19 protein-coding genes and 1 other annotated feature are annotated in these 21,136 nt (G+C 67.0%); of the genes, 6 read left to right on the forward strand and 13 right to left on the reverse strand.

What is annotated here, in order from left to right; translation table 11 throughout:
- Positions 1-83: 83 nt before the first annotated feature.
- Both IE224_RS13795 and IE224_RS13800 read right to left on the reverse strand, forming a co-directional pair.
- Entirely contained in the window at positions 84-1,274 is a 1,191-nt protein-coding gene (locus IE224_RS13795) for a dihydrolipoamide acetyltransferase family protein (RefSeq protein ID WP_191311131.1), read from the reverse strand.
- Between the two features lie 2 nt (positions 1,275-1,276).
- Complete coding sequence (locus tag IE224_RS13800) at positions 1,277-3,355, reverse strand: alpha-ketoacid dehydrogenase subunit alpha/beta (RefSeq protein WP_191311133.1); 2,079 nt, start codon at positions 3,353-3,355, stop codon at positions 1,277-1,279.
- Between the two features lie 114 nt (positions 3,356-3,469).
- Here IE224_RS13800 and IE224_RS13805 point away from each other — a divergent pair, with 114 nt between their 5' ends.
- The gene (locus IE224_RS13805) at positions 3,470-3,940 is read left to right on the forward strand and encodes an Lrp/AsnC family transcriptional regulator (protein WP_191311135.1); all 471 of its coding nucleotides are present in this window, start codon (positions 3,470-3,472) and stop codon (positions 3,938-3,940) included.
- A 9-nt stretch (positions 3,941-3,949) separates the two neighbouring features.
- Here the strand turns inward: IE224_RS13805 and IE224_RS13810 are convergent, their stop codons facing one another.
- Genes IE224_RS13810 through hglS form a run of 4 tightly spaced genes read right to left on the reverse strand, consistent with a single transcriptional unit; the run spans position 3,950 to position 9,458 of the window.
- Positions 3,950-5,161: a pyridoxal phosphate-dependent aminotransferase gene (locus IE224_RS13810; RefSeq protein WP_191311137.1), complete on the reverse strand. Its 1,212-nt coding sequence runs from the start codon at positions 5,159-5,161 to the stop codon at positions 3,950-3,952.
- A gap of 9 nt (positions 5,162-5,170) precedes the next feature.
- Positions 5,171-6,682, reverse strand: a complete 1,512-nt coding sequence (gene amaB, locus IE224_RS13815) for an L-piperidine-6-carboxylate dehydrogenase (RefSeq protein WP_191311139.1) — start codon at positions 6,680-6,682, stop codon at positions 5,171-5,173.
- Positions 6,683-6,690: 8 nt separating this feature from the next.
- Entirely contained in the window at positions 6,691-8,091 is a 1,401-nt protein-coding gene (locus tag IE224_RS13820; RefSeq protein ID WP_191311141.1) for an FAD-binding oxidoreductase, read from the reverse strand.
- Positions 8,088-9,458 (reverse strand): 2-oxoadipate dioxygenase/decarboxylase HglS, encoded by a 1,371-nt coding sequence (gene hglS / locus IE224_RS13825; RefSeq protein WP_191311143.1) that lies wholly within the window; start codon positions 9,456-9,458, stop codon positions 8,088-8,090. The genes IE224_RS13820 and hglS overlap by 4 nt, the downstream gene beginning before the upstream one ends.
- 97 nt (positions 9,459-9,555) lie before the next feature.
- Here hglS and IE224_RS13830 point away from each other — a divergent pair, with 97 nt between their 5' ends.
- Positions 9,556-10,443, forward strand: a complete 888-nt coding sequence (locus tag IE224_RS13830) for a LysR family transcriptional regulator (protein WP_191311145.1) — start codon at positions 9,556-9,558, stop codon at positions 10,441-10,443.
- Between the two features lie 59 nt (positions 10,444-10,502).
- Here IE224_RS13830 and IE224_RS13835 read toward each other — a convergent pair whose 3' ends face one another.
- Positions 10,503-11,729 carry a serine hydrolase domain-containing protein gene (locus tag IE224_RS13835; protein ID WP_191311147.1) on the reverse strand — a complete coding sequence of 409 codons (1,227 nt, stop codon included), beginning with the start codon at positions 11,727-11,729 and terminating at the stop codon, positions 10,503-10,505.
- Positions 11,730-11,815: 86 nt separating this feature from the next.
- Positions 11,816-12,412 carry a LysE family translocator gene (locus IE224_RS13840; RefSeq protein WP_191311149.1) on the reverse strand — a complete coding sequence of 199 codons (597 nt, stop codon included), beginning with the start codon at positions 12,410-12,412 and terminating at the stop codon, positions 11,816-11,818.
- Between the two features lie 127 nt (positions 12,413-12,539).
- On the opposite strand from IE224_RS13840, the gene IE224_RS13845 reads away from it, so the two are divergent.
- Complete coding sequence (locus IE224_RS13845) at positions 12,540-12,977, forward strand: Lrp/AsnC family transcriptional regulator (protein WP_229849388.1); 438 nt, start codon at positions 12,540-12,542, stop codon at positions 12,975-12,977.
- 77 nt (positions 12,978-13,054) lie between these two features.
- Entirely contained in the window at positions 13,055-13,738 is a 684-nt protein-coding gene (locus IE224_RS13850; protein ID WP_167624177.1) for a gamma-glutamylcyclotransferase, read from the forward strand.
- 53 nt (positions 13,739-13,791) lie between these two features.
- Here IE224_RS13850 and IE224_RS13855 read toward each other — a convergent pair whose 3' ends face one another.
- A complete protein-coding gene (locus tag IE224_RS13855) occupies positions 13,792-15,186 on the reverse strand; it encodes a SulP family inorganic anion transporter (protein WP_229849389.1) in 1,395 nt (464 codons plus the stop codon).
- Positions 15,187-15,225: 39 nt separating this feature from the next.
- Positions 15,226-15,281, reverse strand: a sequence feature (sul1 is cis-regulatory element that is thought to sense ions involved in sulfur or methionine metabolism; They are found in Alphaproteobacteria).
- A 142-nt stretch (positions 15,282-15,423) separates the two neighbouring features.
- On the opposite strand from IE224_RS13855, the gene IE224_RS13860 reads away from it, so the two are divergent.
- Entirely contained in the window at positions 15,424-16,527 is a 1,104-nt protein-coding gene (locus tag IE224_RS13860) for a zinc-binding dehydrogenase (RefSeq protein WP_191311155.1), read from the forward strand.
- Between the two features lie 33 nt (positions 16,528-16,560).
- Here the strand turns inward: IE224_RS13860 and IE224_RS13865 are convergent, their stop codons facing one another.
- The 4 genes from IE224_RS13865 to IE224_RS13875 all read right to left on the reverse strand — a co-directional run bounded on the left by IE224_RS13865 (position 16,561) and on the right by IE224_RS13875 (position 20,352).
- Positions 16,561-18,495 carry a potassium transporter Kup gene (locus IE224_RS13865; RefSeq protein WP_191311156.1) on the reverse strand — a complete coding sequence of 645 codons (1,935 nt, stop codon included), beginning with the start codon at positions 18,493-18,495 and terminating at the stop codon, positions 16,561-16,563.
- Between the two features lie 139 nt (positions 18,496-18,634).
- A complete protein-coding gene (locus IE224_RS21300; RefSeq protein WP_255432437.1) occupies positions 18,635-18,763 on the reverse strand; it encodes a hypothetical protein in 129 nt (42 codons plus the stop codon).
- A gap of 77 nt (positions 18,764-18,840) precedes the next feature.
- On the reverse strand, positions 18,841-19,914 hold the full coding sequence (locus tag IE224_RS13870) for an extracellular catalytic domain type 1 short-chain-length polyhydroxyalkanoate depolymerase (RefSeq protein WP_191311158.1): 1,074 nt from the start codon (positions 19,912-19,914) through the stop codon (positions 18,841-18,843).
- A 21-nt stretch (positions 19,915-19,935) separates the two neighbouring features.
- Positions 19,936-20,352, reverse strand: coding sequence for a ribbon-helix-helix domain-containing protein (locus IE224_RS13875; RefSeq protein ID WP_167624182.1), 417 nt, complete (start codon positions 20,350-20,352; stop codon positions 19,936-19,938).
- A gap of 109 nt (positions 20,353-20,461) precedes the next feature.
- On the opposite strand from IE224_RS13875, the gene IE224_RS13880 reads away from it, so the two are divergent.
- Entirely contained in the window at positions 20,462-21,133 is a 672-nt protein-coding gene (locus IE224_RS13880) for an SOS response-associated peptidase (protein ID WP_167624183.1), read from the forward strand.
- The last annotated feature ends 3 nt before the right edge of the window (positions 21,134-21,136 follow it).

Consider the following 21,136-nt stretch of genomic DNA (forward strand, 5'->3'; position numbering starts at 1 on the left):
CATGGGCGGCATGGGCGGCATGATGTAAGCAAACGCCTGCATCAGGAAAAACACGGGAAAAGGGCGCCAGAAGGCGCCCTTTTTCAGTCCTGCCAGCCCTCCAGGGCGGCCACGAAGGCCGTCAGCCAGCCATTGGTCTGGTGCCCGTCCAGAACCCGGTGGTCGATCGTCAGCGAGACATAGGCCATCGGCCGGATCTGGATGGTGTCGATGCCGCCCACCTCGCGCACCACCACCCGCTTTTCCAGCTTGCCCACGCCCAGGATGGCCGATTGCGGCTGGTTGATGATGATCGGCGCCGCCAGCAGCGATCCCGACACCCCGTGGTTCGAGATGGTAAAGGTGCCGTCGCGCATGTCGGCGGGCGTCAGCCTGTTGTCGCGCGCCCGCTGCGTCACGTCCTGAAGGCGGGCGGCCACGCCGCGCAGCGACAGGTCCTGGACGTCCCGGATCACCGGCACGACCAGCCCCTTGTCGCCAAGCGCGGTGCCGATGCCGATATTGACCTGGTCGAAGATCTCTAGCCGGTCGGGATGCCGGCGGCTGTTGACCTGGGGTACCGATCGCATCGCGCGGGCGGCCGCCAGGACGATATAGGCCGTGTAGGACAGCGGGATCCCGTCCGCCGCGAAGGCCGCCTTGTGGCGGTTGCGATGGGCCATGATCGCGCTGAAATCGGCCTCGAAGACGGCTGTCACCTGCGGGGCCTCGGTCACGGACTTCAGCATGTTGCGCGCAATGGCAAGGCGCATTGCGTCATGGGCCACGGACCGGCCCGCAAGCTGCGGTCCGGCGGCAGGAACAGGAACAGGGGCGGCGGGCGGTTCGTCCTGCAAACGGGCTGCCGCGGCATCCACGTCCGCGCGGGTCAGCCGCCCGTCGCGGCCGCTGCCCTGCAAGGCCTGAGGATCCACGCCCGTCTCCGCAAGCGCCTTGCGCACGGCAGGGGAATGCCAGGACGACATGTCGCGCCGCGCGGGCTGGACCGCAGGGGTATCCTCTGCCGCATCCGGGGCCGCTGTGTCATGGGCAGGCGCGGCATCGGCAGCCTCGATCCGCGCCAGGACAGATCCCGGCACCGCCTTCTGCCCGGCCTCGATCAGGATCTCGGCCACGCGTCCGGATGTGGGGGCCGGAACTTCAACCGACACCTTGTCGGTCTCCAGTTCCAGCAGCGGGTCGTTTTCCTGCACCAGATCGCCGATCCGGCGCAGCCAGGATGACACAACGGCCTCGGTGCCTTCCTGTTCAAGGGGGACCAGAACATCAACCATCTTCAGAACCCCACCAGATCGTTCAGCTTCGCGCGGATCGCCGCGACCGAGGGCACGGCCCAATCCAGATAGACCGGATTATGCGGGCTGGGGATGTCGGGCATCGTCAGCCTCTCGACCGGGGCATCAAGGTCGGTGAAGCCTTCGGATGCGACTACGGCGGCAATCTCCGCGCCAAAGCCCGCCGTCTGCAGATCCTCGTGGACGATCAGGCAGCGATGCGTCTTGGCGACCGAGGCCAGCACGGCCTCGCGGTCCCAGGGAACCAGTGTGCGCAGGTCGATCACATCGACCGACAGGCCCTGCGCGGCTTCCTGGCAGCGATCCACAAGGCCGCCCCAGGTGACGATCGTGGCCTGCGTCCCCTCGGCCACCAGACGGGCCTTGCCGAAGGGCAGCGCGAAGTCGTCGCCGGGCCAAGGCCTCCGTGCCCAGGAATGATCCAGCATCGCGCGATGTTCGAGGAAGATCACCGGGTCGTTGCCGCGCAGGGCGCTGCGCAGCAGGCCCACCGCGTCCTCGGCATTGGACGGCGAGGCGACCTTCCAGCCAGGACTGTGGACGAAGGCGACCTCGTTCGTCTGGCTGTGCCAGGGATCGCCGCACTTGAAGAAGCCGACCGGCATCCGCACCACCATCGGCGCGGCGAAGCGGTTGTTGGTCCGCCACCGCATCGAGCCGCAGTCGTTCAACTGCTCGGTCGCGGGTTCGGCGTATTTCCGGAACTGGATTTCCGGCACGGGCAGCAGCCCGGCCAAAGCCATGCCCACCGCGCGACCGATGATGCCTTCTTCCGATAGCGAGGTGTCGAAGACCCGGTCGGCGCCATGCTTGTCCTGAAGGCCCAGCGTGACGGCGTGGACCCCGCCCTTGGGACCGACATCCTCGCCGAACACCACCATCCGGGGGTTCAGGGTCAGTTCCTGGTCCAGCACGCGGCGGATCGCGGTGACCATGTTGATGCGCTGCCCTTCGGGCCGGGCCTGGTCGGTCGAAGGCGGCGGGGTCCAGCCCAACGGCATCAGGCCGCCCAGGTGCTGCATCTCTCCGTCATGGAACACGTGCCGCAGGACCGTGGCCGGATCGCCCACCGGCCGCGCCTCGGCCGCCTCGCGCGCGGCTTCGGCCCGCTCGGCTGCGTCCTTCACCGCCCCGTCCCAATCCGACTTGCTCAGGATGCGCGGCACCAGATGGGCCTGCAGCTTGCACCAGGGATCGCGGGCGCGTTCGGCGGCGACGACGGTTTCCGGCTTGTAGGCCTGCGTGTCCTGGAAGCTGTGGCCCTGAAGCCGCGGCACGGTCAGCCGCAGCATCGCCGGGCCGCGTTCCTCGCGCACGAAGGCCACGGCCTCGGCCACCAGTTGCGCGGCCTCGACCGGGTCGGTGCCGTCGCCCGCGAAGATGCGCAGGCCGTTCCACGACGCCAGGTTGGCCGCGATGTTGCCGCCCGGCGTCTGCACCGTCGAGGCGACCGAGATGCCGAAGCCGTTATCCTCGACATAGAACAGCATCGGCAGCTTCTGGGTGGTGGCGATGGTCAGCGCGGACCAGAAGCCGTTGGACGCGACCGATCCGTCGCCCCCCAGCACGACCGCGATCGAACGGCCATGCGCGTCCGAACCCAGCACCTTCGCCTGGTATTCAAGCGCCTGCGCCCAGCCCGCCGTGGGCGTGTATTGCGCGCCGACACCGCCACACATCGGCAGGGCCGTGGCGCCGTCGCGGTTGGGGTGGTTGAAGACCACGCCGATGTCGCGCCCGTCAGAATAGCCCCCCGCGCGCCCCATGGCCGAGCCGAGCGCATCGACCGGATCCACGCCAAGCGCCAGCAGCAGCGGCCGCGACCGGTAATAGCCGCAGACCGCGTCATGGCGTTCGGTCAGCTGCATCCCCAGAAGGATCTGCGCCATGTCATGCCCGCGCGCCGAGAACTGGTAGAGCACCTTCTTTTCGGGAACGAGGCGGGTTTCCTCCATCTCGTCCAGGGCGCGGCTCAACGCCATGTGACGCAGCACCGTGGCCCAGTCGACATCGGCATCGGGTGCGTTGCGGAACGCCGTGGCGGCTTGCGATCTGGCCATGTTTTCCCCTTGGTATCGTTTGGATCATCATTGCGCGAAAGGGGTGAAATGGGCTTTCAAAACGGGGCAGGATCAGCCTAATGATGATGGGTTCGTTTCAAGATGATCCACTACATGAACCAGACATACCAACTGGACCAGATCGACCGGAGAATCCTGCAGGAGCTTCAGGTGGACGCGGGCCTGTCGAACCAGGACCTTGCGGAACGGGTCGGGTCATCGGCCGCCTCGTGCTGGCGCCGGGTCAAGGCCATGCAAGAGGCCGGCGTGCTGGGCCCGGCCGTGCGGCTTGTGGATCCGGCGGCCTTGGGGCGCGGCCTCGATATCTTTTGCGAGATCCGCATGAAGTCGCAGAACCGCGCCAACCGCGCCGCCTTCGAGTCCTTCATCGCCGCACAAGAGGATGTCGTGGCCTGCTATTCGATCAGCGGGGACTGGGACTATCTGCTGCACATCGTCGCCCGCGACATGGCGGATTACGAAAAGGTGCTGATGCAGGGCATCCTGAACCATGACGCCATCGCGAACTCTTCGTCGAAATTCGTCCTCAGGCGCATCAAGCACCAGACTGCGCTGCCGGTCTGACGGGCAGGCCTAGGTCAGGCGGCCGCAGGCGTCACCGATGCGGGTCATGGCTTCGGTCAACTCGGCCGCCGATGTCGCGTAGGATATGCGGAAATAGGGCGAAAGCCCGAAGGCCGACCCGGGCACAACGGCCACATCCACCTCGTCCAGCAGCCAGGCGCAGAAGTCGCGGTCGCTTTCCAGCACCTTGCCACCTGGCGTGGTGCGGCCCAGGATGCCTGCGCAACTTGCAAAGGCATAGAACGCGCCCTCGGGGCGGCGGCACTGGATGCCGTCGATCCTGTTCAGGGCATCGACCACAAGGTCCCGCCGCGCCGCGAAGCTGTCGCGCCGGGCGGCCAGGAAGTCCTGCGGCCCGTCCAGTGCCGCGATGGCCGCTGCCTGCGTCACCGAACAGGGGCAGGATGTCGACTGGCTTTGCACCACCGCCATCCCCGCGATCAGCCCAGCAGGACCACCGGCATATCCAAGGCGCCATCCGGTCATGGCATAGGCCTTGGACACCCCGTTGATCGTCAGGCAGCGGTCCTTCAGCGACGGGTCAAGCGCCAGCGGCGTTACAAAGCGGAACCCGTCATAGACAAGATGTTCGTACATGTCGTCGACCATCAGCCAGACATGCGGGTGGCGGTCCAGAACCTCCAGCAGCGCGCGATAATCCCGCTCGGCATAGGCGGCGCCGGTCGGATTCGAGGGCGAATTCAGCAGCAGCCATCTTGTGCGCGGCGTGATCGCGGCCTCCAATGCTGCCGGCGACAGGCGGAAGCCGCCCTCGCCGGGGCAAGGGATCGCGACGGGCACGCCGCCCGCGATCCGCACGATGTCGAAATAGCTGGTCCAGCAGGGGGTGGGGATGATGACCTCGTCCCCGGGGTCAAGGCTGGCCATCATCGCGTTGTAGAGCATCTGCTTGGCGCCCGCGCCTGCCGTCACCTCGTCGGGGCCGAAGTCCAGCCCGTTCTCTCGCAAGAACTTGTCGCGGATGGCGCGCTTCAGCAGGGGCGAGCCGTCGAGGTTGGTGTATTTCGTCTCGCCCCGCCGGATCGCGGCGATCGCGGCCTCCTTGACATGGTCGGGCGTGTCGAAATCGGGCTCGCCCGCCCCAAGGGCGATGACGGGCCGCCCGTCGCGCTTCAGGGCGGCGGCGCGTGCGGTGATCGCCAGGATCTCGGACACGCCGAGATCCTCGATCCGGCTGGCGGGCCGGAAGATGCTGTTCATGCCGGTCCCTCAGATGTCGAAGACGACACCCTGCGCCAGGGGCAGCGCGCGGGAATAGTTGATGGTGTTGGTCGCCCGGCGCATATAGGCCTTCCACGCGTCCGATCCGCTTTCGCGCCCGCCGCCCGTTTCCTTTTCGCCGCCGAAGGCGCCCCCGATCTCGGCTCCGGATGTGCCGATGTTGACATTGGCGATGCCGCAATCGGACCCGGATGCGGACAGGAACAATTCGGCCTCGCGCAGGTCGGTCGTGAAGATCGACGACGACAGGCCCGCCGCGACGGCATTGTGTTCCTGAATCGCGGCAGGCAGGTCGGCATAGCGCATGACATAGAGGATCGGGGCGAAGGTTTCCTCAAGAACCGGACCCGTCTGCGACGGCATTTCCACCAGGGCGGGCCTGACATAGAAGGCCGCACCGGGACCGGCATCGGTGACCCGTTCGCCGCCGTGGACCGTTCCGCCGGCTGCTTGCGCTTGTTCCAGGGCGGCCTGCATGGCTTCAAAGGCATCCCGGTCCACCAAGGGTCCGACCAAAGCCTGCGTCGTCAGCGGATTGCCGACCGACACCGAGGCATAGGCCTTGATCAGCCGCGGCACCAGGGCGTCGTAGATGCTGTCATGGACGAACAGACGCCGCATCGTGGTGCAGCGTTGCCCGGCTGTGCCCATCGCGCCAAAGGCGATGGCGCGCAGAGCCATGTCCAGATCGGCCGACGGGCAGACGATGCCCGCATTGTTGCCGCCCAGTTCCAGGATCGTGCGCCCGAAGCGGGCCGCGACCCGGGGACCGACCTGCCGACCCATCCGCGTGGACCCGGTGGCCGAGACGAGCGCGACGCGCGGGTCGTCAACAAGCGCCTCTCCGGTCTCGCGCCCGCCGATCACGACCTGGCTCAGGCCTTCGGGGGCGTCGCCGAACCGGGCCAGGGCGCGGTCCAGGATCGCTTGGGACGCCAAGGCTGTCAGGGGCGTCTTCTCGGACGGCTTCCAGACGACAGGATTGCCGCAGACCAGGGCCAGGGCCGTGTTCCACGACCAGACGGCGACCGGAAAGTTGAAGGCCGATATCACGCCCACCACCCCCAGCGGATGCCAGGTTTCCATCATGCGGTGGCCTGGACGTTCTGTGGCGATGGTCAGGCCGTAGAGCTGGCGCGACAGGCCTGTGGCAAAGTCGCAGATGTCGATCATCTCCTGCACCTCGCCCGCACCTTCGGAGGGAGACTTGCCCGCCTCGATCGAGACAAGGCGCCCCAGATCGTCCTTGGCGGCGCGCAGTTCCTCGCCCAGCAGGCGGACCAGTTCGCCGCGGCGCGGGGCAGGCACGTCGCGCCAGATGCGGAAGGCGTCTGCCGCGCGGGCCACGGCGGCCTGAACCTCGGCCGCCGAATGCTGCGGCAGCTCGGCCACCCGCTCTCCGGTGACGGGGGAAAAGCTGTGAAGCGTCCCGTTCGTGTAAAGGGCCGCGTCAACGCCCAGTTTCGAAAGGATCCGGGTGCAGTCATCGGTGATCGTCATGTCATTCCTCAGTCAAAACGGGCCGCGCCGATCCCGGCGCCGCCAAGGGTCCGCAAAAGCCCGCCTGCCAACCCGCGCAGCACCGGATCGGCATAGGCGTCATAGTAGGCCTGGTTGCGCCGACCGATCGCATGTTCGGCGCTGAAGCTGCCACCGAAATCGCGCACCGCGACCCGCACGACGCGGTCCCGCAAGGCTGCCTCGGCCGCGGGATCGGTGGCGCAGGGGCTGCCGGGCGGCACGACCAGATTGAAATGGACGCCCCCGTCGCCGATATGGCCGAAGTCGCAGACGACCGCTTCGGGATGGGTCAAGGACAGTTCCTCGCGCATCCGGGCGCAAAAGCGCATGGTGTCGCCTCGACGGAAGGACAGGTCGAAGGCGATCAGCTTGCCGGCCGCCCTGACCCCTTCGGACAGGGCATGGCGCAAGGCCCAGCCCTGCCCCGGCCGCCCGAAGCGGGCATCGGCAAGAAGCTCGGGGGCCTCCTCGGTCAGGGCGCCAAGGCTGCCTTGCAGCAGATCGTCAAGGGGCGGATCGCCCGGCATTGCGGCGGTCCGGGAGACCTCCATGAGGATAGCGTAATCGGGCACGGGATCCGGCGCGAAGGGATCGCGAAGCGACGGAACATGGTCCAGGGCCGCACGGATGGCCGCGCCGGACATTCCTTCGAAGGCTGTCAGCATCGTGCCGAACCGGCGCTCGGCCTGCCGCAGCAGGGGCAGGATCGTGTCCGGTCCGGCGGGGACAAGGATGGCGACCGCCGTGTCGCCGGGCAGGGGCGACAGGCGCAGTTCGACCTCGGTGACAATGCCGAAGACGCCGCTGGTGCCGATCAGCAGGTGCTTCCAGTCGGGGCCGGTGTTGTCCTTGCGCAGCCCACGGCCCATCGACAGGACGCGGCCGTCCGGCAGCACGGCGCTCAGGCCCAGCACATTGGCACGCATGTCGCCATAGCGCAGGAACCGTGCCCCACCCGTATTGGTCGCGACCATCCCCCCGACCGAAGGGTCGGCGCCCAAATCGATGGGCAGGGCATAACCCTCGGCCGCGGCCTGCGCGTTCAGGTCGGACAAAAGCACCCCCGCCCCGACACGGGCGGAAGCATTGTCACCGTCGATCGCGATGTCCTTGAGCCGCTCCAGCGACAGGATCAGATCCGTGCCGCTGTCATCGGGCGTGGATCCTGCCACAAGCCCCGTGTTCGCGCCTTGCGGCACGATCCGCGCACCATGCCGTGCCGCAGCGGCGACGCAGGCTGCGACCTGCCGTGTGTCGGCAGGGCGCAGCACCGCAAGGCTGACGCCCCGGTCATAGCGCGCACCCTGGTCATAGCGCGCGCGGTCCGCGTCCTGCCGGATCAAACCCTCCGGGCCAAGGATCGCCTCCATCTTCGCCAGCAGGGTCATGCGCGGCCGATCGCCTGCAAGCTGGCTTTCAGGGATGCGGCTTCGATGCCGGCGTAATGGGCGAACTCGTCCAGGACAGGGGCGCCAAGATCGTCCTCGAACTGGCGCTGATTGCGGCTGGCCGCGAAATCCTGGACCGCCTCGTCGCCCAGGTTGGACTGGAAGATGCCGGCGGCCGATACCGGCAGGAAATCCTCGTAGATGATCGGATCGCAGCGCAACGCGCCTTGGGCCAGCAAGGCTTCCGGGTCGTCCCCGGCTGCCGGCCTGCCCGTCGCGGACCATTCGAAATAGCCCAGCCCCTGGCTGCGGATCGCGTCCCAGTCGTCGGGGAAGGCTTCGAAGACATCGCCAAGGATGCGCATGTATTCGGACGCATTCGATCCGTCGGCTGCGGGGACGATGCGGGCGCGAACCTGGTCCAGCAGGCTGTCGTAAAGCGTGCGCCCCTTGGGCGTCAGCGCGATTCCCCTGGCCTCGATCTCTCCGAACCGGGCGGTATGCGACCCCTCGACAGCCGCATCGCCCGGAAACCTCACTGCCTCCTGCAGCGCCTTGAACGAGGTCTGGCGCAGCAGGATCGGGCAGTGGCGCCGGGGCGGACCCTCGATCACCGCCTTCGGTGCGATGCCAAGCGCGGGCATGCGGGCCTGCACCGCGTCGATGTCCAGCGTCCGCGGCGTCAGGTGGTTGATATGGGGCCCCTTGAAGGACACGACATCCGCGACCAGCCGGTGCGCGCCGTGCAGCCGCTTGTAGAGGTCGGCCAAAACCAGGGCGTCGGAATGCCAGCGGAAGGTTTCGACCGCCTCGGCCACGAACTGCTCTGCCTCGCTGTCGGACAGGCCGCCGTCGCATTCGGCCCTGTCGATCAGCGACAGGCAGGCGGGGGTGAAGATGTCGCGCCGGGCCAGGATCGCCGCCGCCTCGTTCCGCAGCGCGCGGTCCGAGATCAGGTCCAGCCGCAGAAGCGAGGTGAAGACCCGGAACGGGTTGCGGCGCAGGGCCGCCTGCCCGACTGGCCGGAAGGCCGTAGAATGGACGGGAACGCCCGCCTCGCTGAGGTCGTAATAGCCGACCGGATACATGCCCATCACTGCGAACAGGCGGCGGATCGTCGCAAGCTCTTGCGCGGTGCCAAGGCGGATGGCGCCGTGCCGTTCCTCGGAGATGCGGTCAATCTGGTCGGTGGCAGCAAGATTGGCAGCCAGGACCGGGTCACGGTCCAGAACCTCAGCATTCACCTCGGCCACAAGCGACAGCAGCGTTCCATAGGCTGGCACCTCGTCGCGATACATGGCCGACATGGCCGATGAAAAGCGGGCGCGGATGTGGTCAGGCGAAAGCCGGGGGATGCGGGATGACATGGGGCCTGCGAACGGGAGATTTGCGTTGTTCATCACCATAGCGTATCGGATCAAGGCCGAAACGCGCTGATTTTGGCTATGTTGATGTGGATTCGGAATGAAGTTGAGCCGCAGCCTTGTCCCCGACATCCTGTCGCTGCAGTCTTTCGAAGCCGCCGCCCGCCACGGCAGCTTCACCCGCGCGGCCGAGGAATTGAACCTGACGCAAAGCGCGGTCAGCCGCCAGATCAAGGATTTGGAGGCGCAACTGGGCGTCGCGCTGTTCGAGCGCGTGCGCCAACGGGTCGTCTTGTCGAATGCCGGAACGCGGCTGCTGCCCGACGCGATGCGCCTGATGCGCCAGGTCGAGACGCTTGCCCTGCGCGCGGCGGGATCGCGCGACGTGCAGGGCCACCTGTCGATCGCGACCCTGCCCACCTTTGGCAGCCGTTGGCTGGTTCCGCGGCTGGCCGGGTTCCTGGAACGGAACCCGGGCCTGCAGGCCCAGGTCATCAGCCGGTCCGAGCCGTTCGATCTTGGCGAAGCTGGCGTGAACGTCGCGATCCACTATGGCCAGCCGGTCTGGCCGGGCGCGACCTGCACCTATCTGTGCAGCGAGACGGTTGTCCCGGTCGCCTCTCCCGCCTTTGCGGAACGCCAGGGGTCCGCGCCCCTGACGCCCTTCCTGCTGCACATGGAGTCGCGGCCGATGCTGTGGTTCGATTGGCTGACCGCCAATGGAGAGGGCGTCGATGACGCCTTCCGCGGGCACCGCTTCGACCAGTTCGCGCTGCTGATCGAGGCGGCGGTGGCGGGCTTGGGCGTTTCCCTGGTTCCGCCCTATCTGATTGAACGCGAACTTCGCGAGGGCAGCTTGCAGGTGATGCGCGATGCACCCATGACGACCGACGCGGCCTATTACGTGGTGCTTCCCGATGACCGCAAATCAGACCCCGCCTGCAGCGCCTTTCTGAAGTGGATCACCGAAACCGTCGCGACCCGTTAGGGTGGCCGGCCGTGAGCGAGCTTTCGGAAGGCAATGACCCCGTTGGGCCGCCGCCCGACCTATTCCAGGGCCTTTGCCACGGCGTCGAAGAACACCAGGGGGTCGATCGGTTCCTTGCCGACCGGCTTGGGCTGCGCCATGTGGGTGGCGATGACGATGTTCTTCGCCGGGTTGATATAGATGTTCTGGCCCTGGATGCCGATGGCCGCGAAGGCCTTGTCGGCGATGGACGGCTCGGTCCAGCCGGGCCACCACATCAGCCCGTATTCGATCACGCTGCCATCCTTCAGCGTCTGCGGCTTGCCCGCATCCTCGGTCCAGCCGTCCGGAAGGACGGGGGTGCCGTCGATCACGCCGCCTTCCAGGAAGAACTGCCCGAAGCGCGCGAAATCGCGCAGCGTCGCGGACAGGCCGCTGCCGCCGATCTCGACCCCGTCCGGGGAATCCAGCCACCATGTCGCGTCGGCTTCCATTCCATAGGGCTGCCAGATCGTCTCGGACAGGTAATCGGCAAGGGGCTTGCCCACCGCGCCACGCAGGATCTCGGCCAGAACCTGGGTTTCGCCGGTGGAATAGGTATGCTGCGTGCCCGGCTCGGCCGCGCGGGGCAGCGCCGCCATGACCTTCATCGCGGCGCCCGGTTGCTGGGCGATCTGCGCGCGCAGCAGGTCGCGGCGGTCCGATTGCGGGTCGGTATAGGTCTCGTTCCATTCCACGCCCGAAGCCATGCGCAGGATGTCCAGGATGCTGACCCCGTCATAGGCGCTGCCCTTCAGGCCGGGAACATAATCGACCACCATGTCGTCGACGCTGCCGATATGGCCGTCACGGATCGCCGCGCCCACAAGGGTCGAGGTGATGGACTTGGCCACCGACATCGACATCCAGCGGGTCTGTGGCGTGTTGCCGCGCTGATAGGTTTCATAAACGACGGCGCCGTCCTTCAGCACGATCAGGCCCGTCACATTGTCAAGCGCCAGGAAGTCATAAAGGTCATAGGCCTGCCCCTCGATTTCGAAGGATACCATTGCGGGCAGATCCTGCGGCGCCTCGGGCAGGGCGCGGGGGCTGTCGCCGGCCTCGATCGTGCGGACAGGGAACAGGCGGTCGATATTGCGGAAGGTGCTGACCGCCAGGTCGGGGGTCAGGTGACCGTCATAGATCTGCTCGACCGTGCCAATGGGCTCCTCTGCATGAGGATAGCCCTGTGCCGCAACCGGCCCCGGAAGCGCAAGGCACAGCAAGGCGCCCGCCAGAAAAGCCCAGTTTTTCCCGCCCGTCAGCATTCCACTCTCCTCCGGTTGACAGATATTGGTCCCCCGGATCAGGCTGCGATGCAAGGACAGGTTGTCGCTGGACATGCCCCTGCCGGTCAGGTCCAGTTCAGCAGCGGATAAAGCGAGGCGATCAGCAGCGCCGCCATCCCGACGTTGAAGGCGCGCAATCGGGCGGCGCTGGACAGCCATTGCCGGATCACCGTGCCCAGCCAGGCCCAGACCGAGATCGCCGGAAACGCGACAAGGGCCAAGGCCCCCGTGACGATCGCGACCGACAGGATGGACCGGTCAGGGGCGTAAAGCGTCACAGCCGACAGGCACATCGCCCAGGCCTTGGGATTGACCCACTGGAACGCCGCCGCCTGCCAGACGGTCATCGGGCTTCCTGCCGCCGCGCTGTCGCCAAGCGGCGCGGCGGTGGCGATCTTGAAGGCCAGCCACAGCAGATAGCCGACAGACAGGATGCCAAGCGCCATCTCAAGCGCCGGAACCGTTTCGAAAAGCGCCATCAGCCCCGCCCCTACCAGGAACGCCATCAGGCAGACCCCGCCGACGATGCCCAGCATATGCGGCAGCGTGCGGCGGAAGCCGAAATTGGCGCCCGAAGCCATCAGCATCAGGTTGTTCGGCCCCGGCGTGACGGTGGTGACGAATGCAAACCCCAGAAGGGCGGAAAACAATGCTAGGGTCATGTGGCTTGCCTTGGGTCTTGCCGATGCAGGATGTTTCGCTGGACATCTATCCTGCCCGCACCGCAATGATGCGCCAGAAGTTGATCCTTTCGTAGTTAATCGACAACAAATGATCGCTGTTTCCGGCATGGACCGAAAGATATTGCATGAACTGGCGCGCAATGGCCGGATCAGCAACGTGCAACTGGCCGAGCGCGTCGGCCTGTCGCCCTCGGCCTGCCTGCGCCGTGTCCAGGAACTCGAGCGGTCGGGGATCATCAGGGGCTACCGCGTCGTCACCGATCCCGAAAAGATGGGCCGCGGATTCGTGGCCTATGTGATGGTGGGCCTGTCCTCGCACACCAAGGCCGCGCAGGAAGGCTTCGAGCGGGCAATGTCAATCGCGCCCGAGGTCGCCGAATGCCACAATATCGCGGGGGCCTTCGAATACCTGCTGCGGGTGGAATGCGCGGGCCTTGCGGACTATAAGCGTTTTCACACCGAAGTTCTGGGCACGCGGTCCCATGTCAATGCCATCACGTCCTATATCGTGATGGGCTCGCCCAAGGATGATCGCGCGACCTAGCACCGCAGGGCGGGCGGTTGACCGCGCCCCGGAAGACCCCACCTTGCAGGGGAAGACGCCGCATTCACAGGAACCCGATGACCAAAGCCTGGCCCATTACCCTTTCCGATTGCCATGTGGCGCGGGTTCCCGCGGCCGACGGGCCGCTCTACGATCCTCGGTGGCGGATGCTGGACGACGGCGATCTTGACCTGCTGGCGGCCCGGCTGACTGCGGGGCGCGCGCGGCCCATCCCGATCTTCGCCTATGGCTCGCTGATCTGGAACCCCGGCTTTGCAGTGGGCGGGCAAAGGCGGGGGACTGCGAACGGCTGGCATCGCAGCTTCTCGATCCCGCTTGAGCATTTCCGCGGCTCGCCCGACCGGCCGGGGCTGATGCTTGCGCTTGCCTCGGGCGGGCAATGCGAGGGGCTGGTCCTGGACATCGCCGCCGGGACCGAAACCGAATCCCTGCGCGCCATCCTGAAGCGCGAGTTGGTTGCCCATGAACTGGCCGCCAATGCCTGCTGGATCACCGTCGAGACCGACCGCGGCATCGAGGAGGCGCTGACCTTCTATGCCGATCCCGTGGGCACGCCGGTCGAGCGGCTGACGATCCCCCAGCAGGCCCGGCGCCTTGCCCATGCCGCCGGTGCCGCCGGATCGGGCGCGGAATATCTTCTGCGCACCGTTCGCGGTCTGGCGGAACACGGCATCCACGACGATTACATCTGGACCTTGCAGCACCAGGTCGCCCGAGAAATCGAGGCGGCAGCCGCCTGACCGGTCAGGGCCGAGGATGCCCGGGCCTTGCACCGGCGGCGGCAATGGCCTTGTCAGACCGGCCGTTCCAGCCCGTGGATCGTGACCGGCAAGTCGTGGCGCAGAAAGCGGTCGCGCACCTTGTCCACCGCCGCCAGGGCCGTGATGTCCCACAGCCTGGCGCGCGACAGGTCGATGGTGACCGGACCGTCGTGGTCGATGGGGTCGAAGGCCTCGATGAAGGCCTCGGCCGAGGCGAAGAAGATCTGCCCCTCGACCACATATCGGTCGCCCTCGCGGCGGACCTGCTGCATCGCGGCCACCTTGGCGGTAAAGAACAGGCCGCTCATCAGCACGCCGACCAGCACGCCCAGCGACAGGTTGTGGCTGAGGATCGTCACCGCAACCGTCGCCAGCATGACCAGGTTCGACAGCGCGGGCGTGGTCCGCAGCTGCTTCAGCGAGGCCCAGTCCAGCGTGTCGATCGACACGGTGATCATGATCGCCACAAGCGCCGCCACCGGCACCTGGGCGATCAGGTCGCCCGCCGCGACCATGAACAGCAGCAGCAGGCCGCCGGCCGCCATGGTGGAAAGCCTGCCACGCCCGCCATATTTCACGTTGGATACGGTCTGGCCGATCATCCCGCAACCCGCGATGCCTCCGAACAGGCTGGCCGCGACATTGGCAAGGCCCAGGCCCCGCGCCTCGGCATTCTTGTCCGAGGGCGTGCCGGTCTGGTCGTCGACCACCCCCGCCGTCATCAGGCTTTCCAGAAGCCCCACCATGGCGATGGCCAGGGCAGGCACGAAGATGATGCCCAGCAGGTCCAGGCCCAGCGGCACATCGGGAATATGCAAGACCGGCAGCCCGTCGGGAAGCGCCCCGAGATCCGCAACCCGGGCCACGTCGACGCCCAGTCCTGCGCAGGCCGCCGTCAGCAGCACCACGCAGATCAGCGGCGCCGGAACCGCGGTCGTCACGCGCGGCGCCAGGTAGATGACGCCAAGCCCCGCCGCGATCACGGCGTAACCGGCCAGGCCGGCGTTCAGGATATGCGGCAGTTGGGCTGCGAAGATCAGGATCGCCAGGGCGTTCACGAAGCCCGTGCGCACCGAGTTCGAGACATAGCGCATCAGCGTGGCCAGCCGGGCAAAGCCGAACAGGATCTGGAAGACCCCCGCCAGCAGTCCCGCCGCGAACAGGTACTCGACGCCGTGATCGCGCACCAGGGGTGCCACGACCAGGGCGATCGAACCCGCCGCGGCCGAGATCATCGCGGGCCTGCCGCCGAACAGGGCGATGACGATGCTGATGACGAAGGATGCGTAAAGCCCGACCGCCGGGTCGATCCCGGCGGTGAAGGAAAAGGCAATGACTTCGGGGATCAGGGCAAAGGTCGCCACCGCCCCGGCCAGGATTTCGCGGACAGGATTGTCCCGCCACTGGCGCAGATAGTGCCGTGTCAAGGTCATGATGATATGGGTGCGACGGACGCGTCTTGGATGCGTTGTCCGGCGGATCGGCGGCCGGAATAGCCACCCGGGCTTGCACCGGGTCCATGCGATTGCCGCTGTCCTAGCCGCAAATGCCGCCCCTGCCAAGCTGGTATGTCCGGCAGGCGCCCTTCCGCGCCACGGGCCGCAATGCGGTTGCACACCGGCCCCGCCTGCGAAAGGATCGGTCCGCAACGGAAAGGATCGAACATGGACCGCGACAGCCTTGAACTCAGATCGACCGTGACAGCCGACGGGACGCTGCGGCTCAACCTCGAAAAGGTCAGCCTGCCCGAACCCGGACCCGGCCAGGTCCTGGTGCGGGTCGAGGCCGCGCCGATCAACCCGTCCGACCTGGGCCTGATGTTCGGCCCGGCGGACATGTCCACGCTGGCGCGCGACGGCGACGCCCTGACCGCCCGCATCCCCGATGCGGCAATGGCCTCGCTGAAGCCACGGCTGGGCCAGTCGATGCCCGTGGGCAACGAAGGCGCGGGCACGGTTATTGCCGCCGGGCCCGACCAGCAGGGCATGATGGGCAAGCGCGTGGCGATGCTGGGCGGCGCGATGTATGCGCGACTGCGCCTGATCGCTGCTGCCGAGTGCATGGTCCTGCCCGAAGGGGCGACGGCCGAACAGGGGGCGGCGCTGTATGTGAACCCGCTGACCGCGCTCGGTTTCGTGGAAACCATGCGGGCGGAAGGGCACAAGGCGATCGTCCACGCGCCCGCGGCCTCGAACCTGGGGCAGATGCTGGTCAAGATCTGCAAGGCCGACGGCATCGGCCTGGTCAACATCGTCCGCAGCCCCCGGCAGATGGAGCTGCTGCGCGGACTGGGCGCGACCCATGTCGTGGACAGCAGCAGCGACACCTTCCGCAGCGACCTGACCGAGGCCATCGCGGAAACCGGCGCAACGCTGGCCTTTGACGCCATCGGCGGGGGCGAGACGACCAGCATCATCCTGAACGCCATGGAGACAGTCGCCTCGCGCGATGCGGCGGCCTATGACCGCTACGGCTCGGCATCGGCCAAGCAGGCCTATATCTATGGCGCGCTTGACACGGGGCCGACGATCCTGCGGCGAGGCTTCGGCTTCAGCTGGAACATCGGCGGCTGGCTGCTGTTCCGCGCGCTGCAAAGGCTGGACCCGGCCGCCGTGCAGCGGATGCGCAAGCGCGTCGCGGATGAGATGACGACCACCTTCGCCAGCCACTATACCGCCCGCATCCCGCTGGAGCAGGTGCTGGAGCCCGAGACGGTGGCGGCCTATGTCCGCAAGTCGACGGGCGAGAAATACCTGATCACGCCCTGATCCCAGCACGCCCCGTCGCAGGCCGGCGGGGCGTCAGATGTTCTTTTGCTGCCCCAGTTCCACCACCCGGTTCGACGGCAGGCGGTAATAGTTCGTGGGTTCCGCCGCCGAACGATACAGCCGCACGAAGACCCTGCTCATCCAGTGGGGCATCAGGGTTCCCTTGCCCGACCGCAGGATGCGGCGGTTCAGGAAGAACGAGGTGGACATGATGTCGAACTTCTGCCCCTGGCGCTTGGCCTCGGCCAGGGCACGGGGGACATTGGGCTGTTCCATATAGCCGAAGGACAGCCAGGCCCGCCAGAAGCCAGTGGCGATCTGTTCCAGCCGCAGGCGCGTGTCGTCCGACACGCGGGGCGTGGTCGCGCTTTCGACCTTCACGATGAAGTTGCGTTCATGCAGGACGCGATTGTGCTTGAGGTTGTGCAGCAGCGCGGGCGGCCCGATCATCGGATCGGCGGTCAGGAACACTGCCGTTCCGGGCACGATGGTGGGCGGCGACTTGGCCAGCTTCGCGGCCAGCATGTCCATGCTGATGCTTTCCTGCGCCAGCTTGTCCTGAAGGCGGCGCATTCCTTCGACCCAGATCATCATCATGGCGATGGCCAGGGCCGCGAACAGCAGGGGGATATAGCCCCCATCCAGCAGCTTTATCAGGTTGGCGGAAAAGAAGATCAGCTCGATCCCCAGGACCGGCACCATGACCAGGGCGATCAGCGGCCAGCCCCAGTTCCAGGACCAGCGGAACACGATCACCGCCAGAAGCGAGGTGATGACCATGTCCCCCGTCACCGCGATCCCATAGGCACTGGCCAGCCGGGCGGACGACCCGAACGAGATCACCAGGGCCACGACCCCCAGCAGAAGGACGAAGTTGACCTTGGGCAGGTAGATCTGGCCCGCCTGCTGGTCCGAGGTGTGCTGGATGTGCAGCCGGGGCAGTAGGCCCATCTGCACCGCCTGCGCCGCGACCGAGAACGCGCCCGAGATCACCGCTTGCGACGCGATCACCGTGGCCGCCGTCGCCAGGATCACCAGCGGCACCAGGAACCAGTCGGGCGCCATCAGGAAGAACGGATTGGACACCCGTTCGGGATGGGCCAGGACCATTGCCCCCTGCCCCAGATAGGACAGCGCCAGGGCGGGAAAGACCAGCACGCTCCAGGCGGTGCGGATGGCGCTGCGGCCGAAATGACCCATGTCGGCGTAAAGCGCCTCGGCCCCGGTGACGGCCAGGAAGACCGATCCCAGCACCGGCATCGCGGCGATGCCGTAGTCGGTCAGGAAACTGGCCGCCCGCAGCGGGTTCAGCGCCTGCAGGATGCGGGCGTCGTCCGCGATATGGCTGATCCCCAGGATCGCCATGGTCGTGAACCACGCCAGCATCACCGGCCCGAACAGCCGCGCGATCCTGTCGGTGCCGCCGCTCTGCACCCAGAACAGCGCCATCACGATGCCCAGCGTGACCGGGACCACCCAGGGCTGGAAGGCCGGCTGGACAAGGGTCAGGCCTTCGACCGCGGACAGGACGGAAATGGCGGGGGTGATCATGCTGTCGCCGAAGAACAGCGACACGCCGACGATCCCCAGCAGCAGAAGCAGCCGCCGCCTGCGCGCGCGCGGCCCGACCTTCAGCGCGCCCTGCGCCTTGGCGACCAGCGACAGGGTGCCGCCTTCGCCATTGTTGTCGGCCCGCAGGATCAGGATGACATACTTGATCGTGACGATCAGAACGACCGTCCAGAACAGCAGCGACACGATGCCAATGACCGAGGTTTCGGGCAGCCCTTCCTCGTGCGCGTGGACCAGCGATTCGCGCAGCGCATAAAGCGGCGAGGTGCCGATGTCGCCATAGACGACGCCCAGGCAGGCCAGCACCAGGGCGGGCGTCAGGCGGGACGGTTGATGATGCTGGGGGGTTGCGCTGTCCGATGCCCGGGGGCTGGACGCGGCTTCTTCGCTGGCCATTCAGGCGCTCCGACTGCGATTTGGCGGAGGTATGCGCGCGCCGGCGGGGGTGTTCAAGAAGAATCGGATCGTGCCGTGGCGTCCGCGGCACCGGCCGCCCCGCCAAGTCGCCGGCAAAGGCAGGCGACGGGACGAATGCCTAGTGCCACGTCACCACATAGGGTCCGAAGCAGTATCGGCGGGCGGTCACGTTCCCGCGCTCATCGGTGTCGGAAAACACGCCGACGGTCCATTCAAGGGGGCTGGGGGCGAAGCTGAAGACGGGCATTGGGCTGATCCTTGCACCACGATTTCGAAAGACCAACACCCGCAGCCCGCCCTCGGGTTCCGGCGGATGATCATTTGTCAGGCCGCCTTGCCGCTGCCCCCACGCGGTTGCGCCAGGAAGAACCGCACCATTTCCGCGCTTGCATCGGGGCCTTTCGGATCGGTGTAGGATCCGCCGGCACGTCCGCCCGACCAGGCATGGCCCAGCCCCTCGACCGTCCAGTGATCGACGATCACCTGCCCGTCCAGGGTCGAGGTGATGTCGCGCCGGTGGCTGCGCCCGCCGGTGGTGGCGGTTGCCTGATCGGCGATCGTCTGGTCCGGGCCTGCAGCCAGCGTGTCGGCCGCGATGCTGGCGGCGTTCTGGGGATGCACGGTCCGGTCGGCGCTGCCGTGGAAGATGATCGTGGGCGTGGCAGTGGCGGCGCGCGGCCGCGCGGAATCGGCCATGCCGGTGCCGTTCATCGCCGCAAAGGCGCCGGGCACGTCGCGGGCCGCGCCAAAGGGCAGGCCCGAATGGGCGCCGATGGCCGCGAAGACCTCGGGATGGGTCTGCCCCAGGATCACCGCCATCGCCGCGCCTGCCGAAAGGCCCGCCGCGAAGATCCGGTCCGACGGCACGCGATGCAGCGCCGCCTGGGCCTGCGCCATCTGCGCCAAGATCTCGGGTTCGCCGCGGCCGCGACGCTGGTCGCCGATGCTGAACCAGTTCCAGCACGACTGGGCATTGTCGCCCCGCGCCTGCTGGGGATAGACGACGATCAGGCGATGGCGTTCGGCCAGGTCGTTCATGCCAGTGCCGCGGGCGAAATCCGCATGGGTCTGGGTGCAGCCGTGCAGCATCAGGACCAGACCTTCCGCCCCCTGCCCCGCCGCGACCGAAGCCGGGACATAGACCATCATTTCCCGGCTGCCTGCCGGGCAGGTGAATCGATCGGTCGTGAAGCTGGCCCCCTGCGGGATCGTTCCGCCGCCAGGCTGCGCGCCGGCTGCCGGAAAGGGCCGCGCCCCGCCCGCCGCCTGTGCCGGCATGGACAAGCCGTGCTGCGCCAGGGTGCGTTCGACAAGCGATTGGGCATTGCCTGCGCCGAATCCATCAAGGCGCAAGCCCTCCATGGCCTGGCGCATGGCGCCAAGGTTCAGTGTCTTCATCTGCTTTGCTCCTTGCGGGATTCAGGATATCCGGTCGGCCAAGGCCGCCTTGATGTCGGGACTTGCCTGCAACGCGCCCAGGACCGAGATCGATCCGATCGTGGCGCGAACCAGGTCGGGCGTGACATCGGGGGCAAAGCGCGCAAGCCCCACGACCTTGACATGCAGCACCTCGCCCTTGTCGCGCAGGGCTTCAAGTTCGGCTCGGTTGTAATCGCGCAGGCCCAGTTCCATCGTGTGCCGTTCCAGCGACTTGCTGACCACGTCGCGGTGGCTGTCCAACTGGCCGCGGATGGCGGTGCGGATGAAGTCGCTGCGGTTTGAATAAAAGCCTTCCTGCACCAGCAGATCGATCCGCCCCAGGTCCACATAACCCAGGTTGATCGTGATCTTTTCGGTCTCGGGTACCCTGTCGCGAAGGGTTCTGATATCGGCCACAGCATTTCTCCATCTGTATGGATGGTATATGGATGTATCTTAGATGATTGCAAGGTCGGTTGCGGCTGTTTCTGGTTGCAGGCAGGATGAAGGCCAAGGGGGTCCAAGCATGTGCAATCTGTATTCCAACCGGATGAGCCAGCACGAGATGCGGCGGATCTTCGACGTGGTGCCGGGCCTGGACCACTTGGGCAATGCGGCTGAATGGCCGGCGGTCTGGCCGAAATACGAGGCCCCGGTCGTCCGGTTGGCGCCCGACGGTGCGCGGGAACTCGTCAGCGCCCATTGGGGCTTTCTGACGCCCGCGGTGTCAAAGAAGACCGGCAAGCCGATCGCGCCTGTTGCCTGGAACAACGCCCGTGACGACAAGATGACAGGCGGGCTGTGGAAGGACAGTTTCCTGAACCGCCGCTGCCTGATCCCCGCCACCAGCTTCCGCGAGGCCAAGGGCCGCAGCCCAGCAACCGATGTCTGGTTCGCCCTGGCGGGTGATGACGACCGGCCGCCCTTCGCCTTTGCCGGGTTGTGGCGCGCGGGCCAGCCGGGCGTGGCGGGGGACCAGGGGGCGTGGCTGACCCATACGATGATCACCACCACCGCCAACGACCTGGTCAGGCCGGTGCATCCCACGCGGATGCCGGTGATCCTTGACCCGCAGGACCATGAACAGTGGCTGAAGGGCAGCCCCGCCCAGGCCATGGCGCTGTTGCGGCCCTATCCCGCGGACCGGATGCGCATCGTGCGCGAGGGGGTGGGGATCTTGGCCGACGGTTCGCCATGATGC

Source organism: Paracoccus aerius, assembly GCF_014656455.1.
In the GTDB taxonomy this organism is placed as follows: domain Bacteria; phylum Pseudomonadota; class Alphaproteobacteria; order Rhodobacterales; family Rhodobacteraceae; genus Paracoccus; species Paracoccus aerius.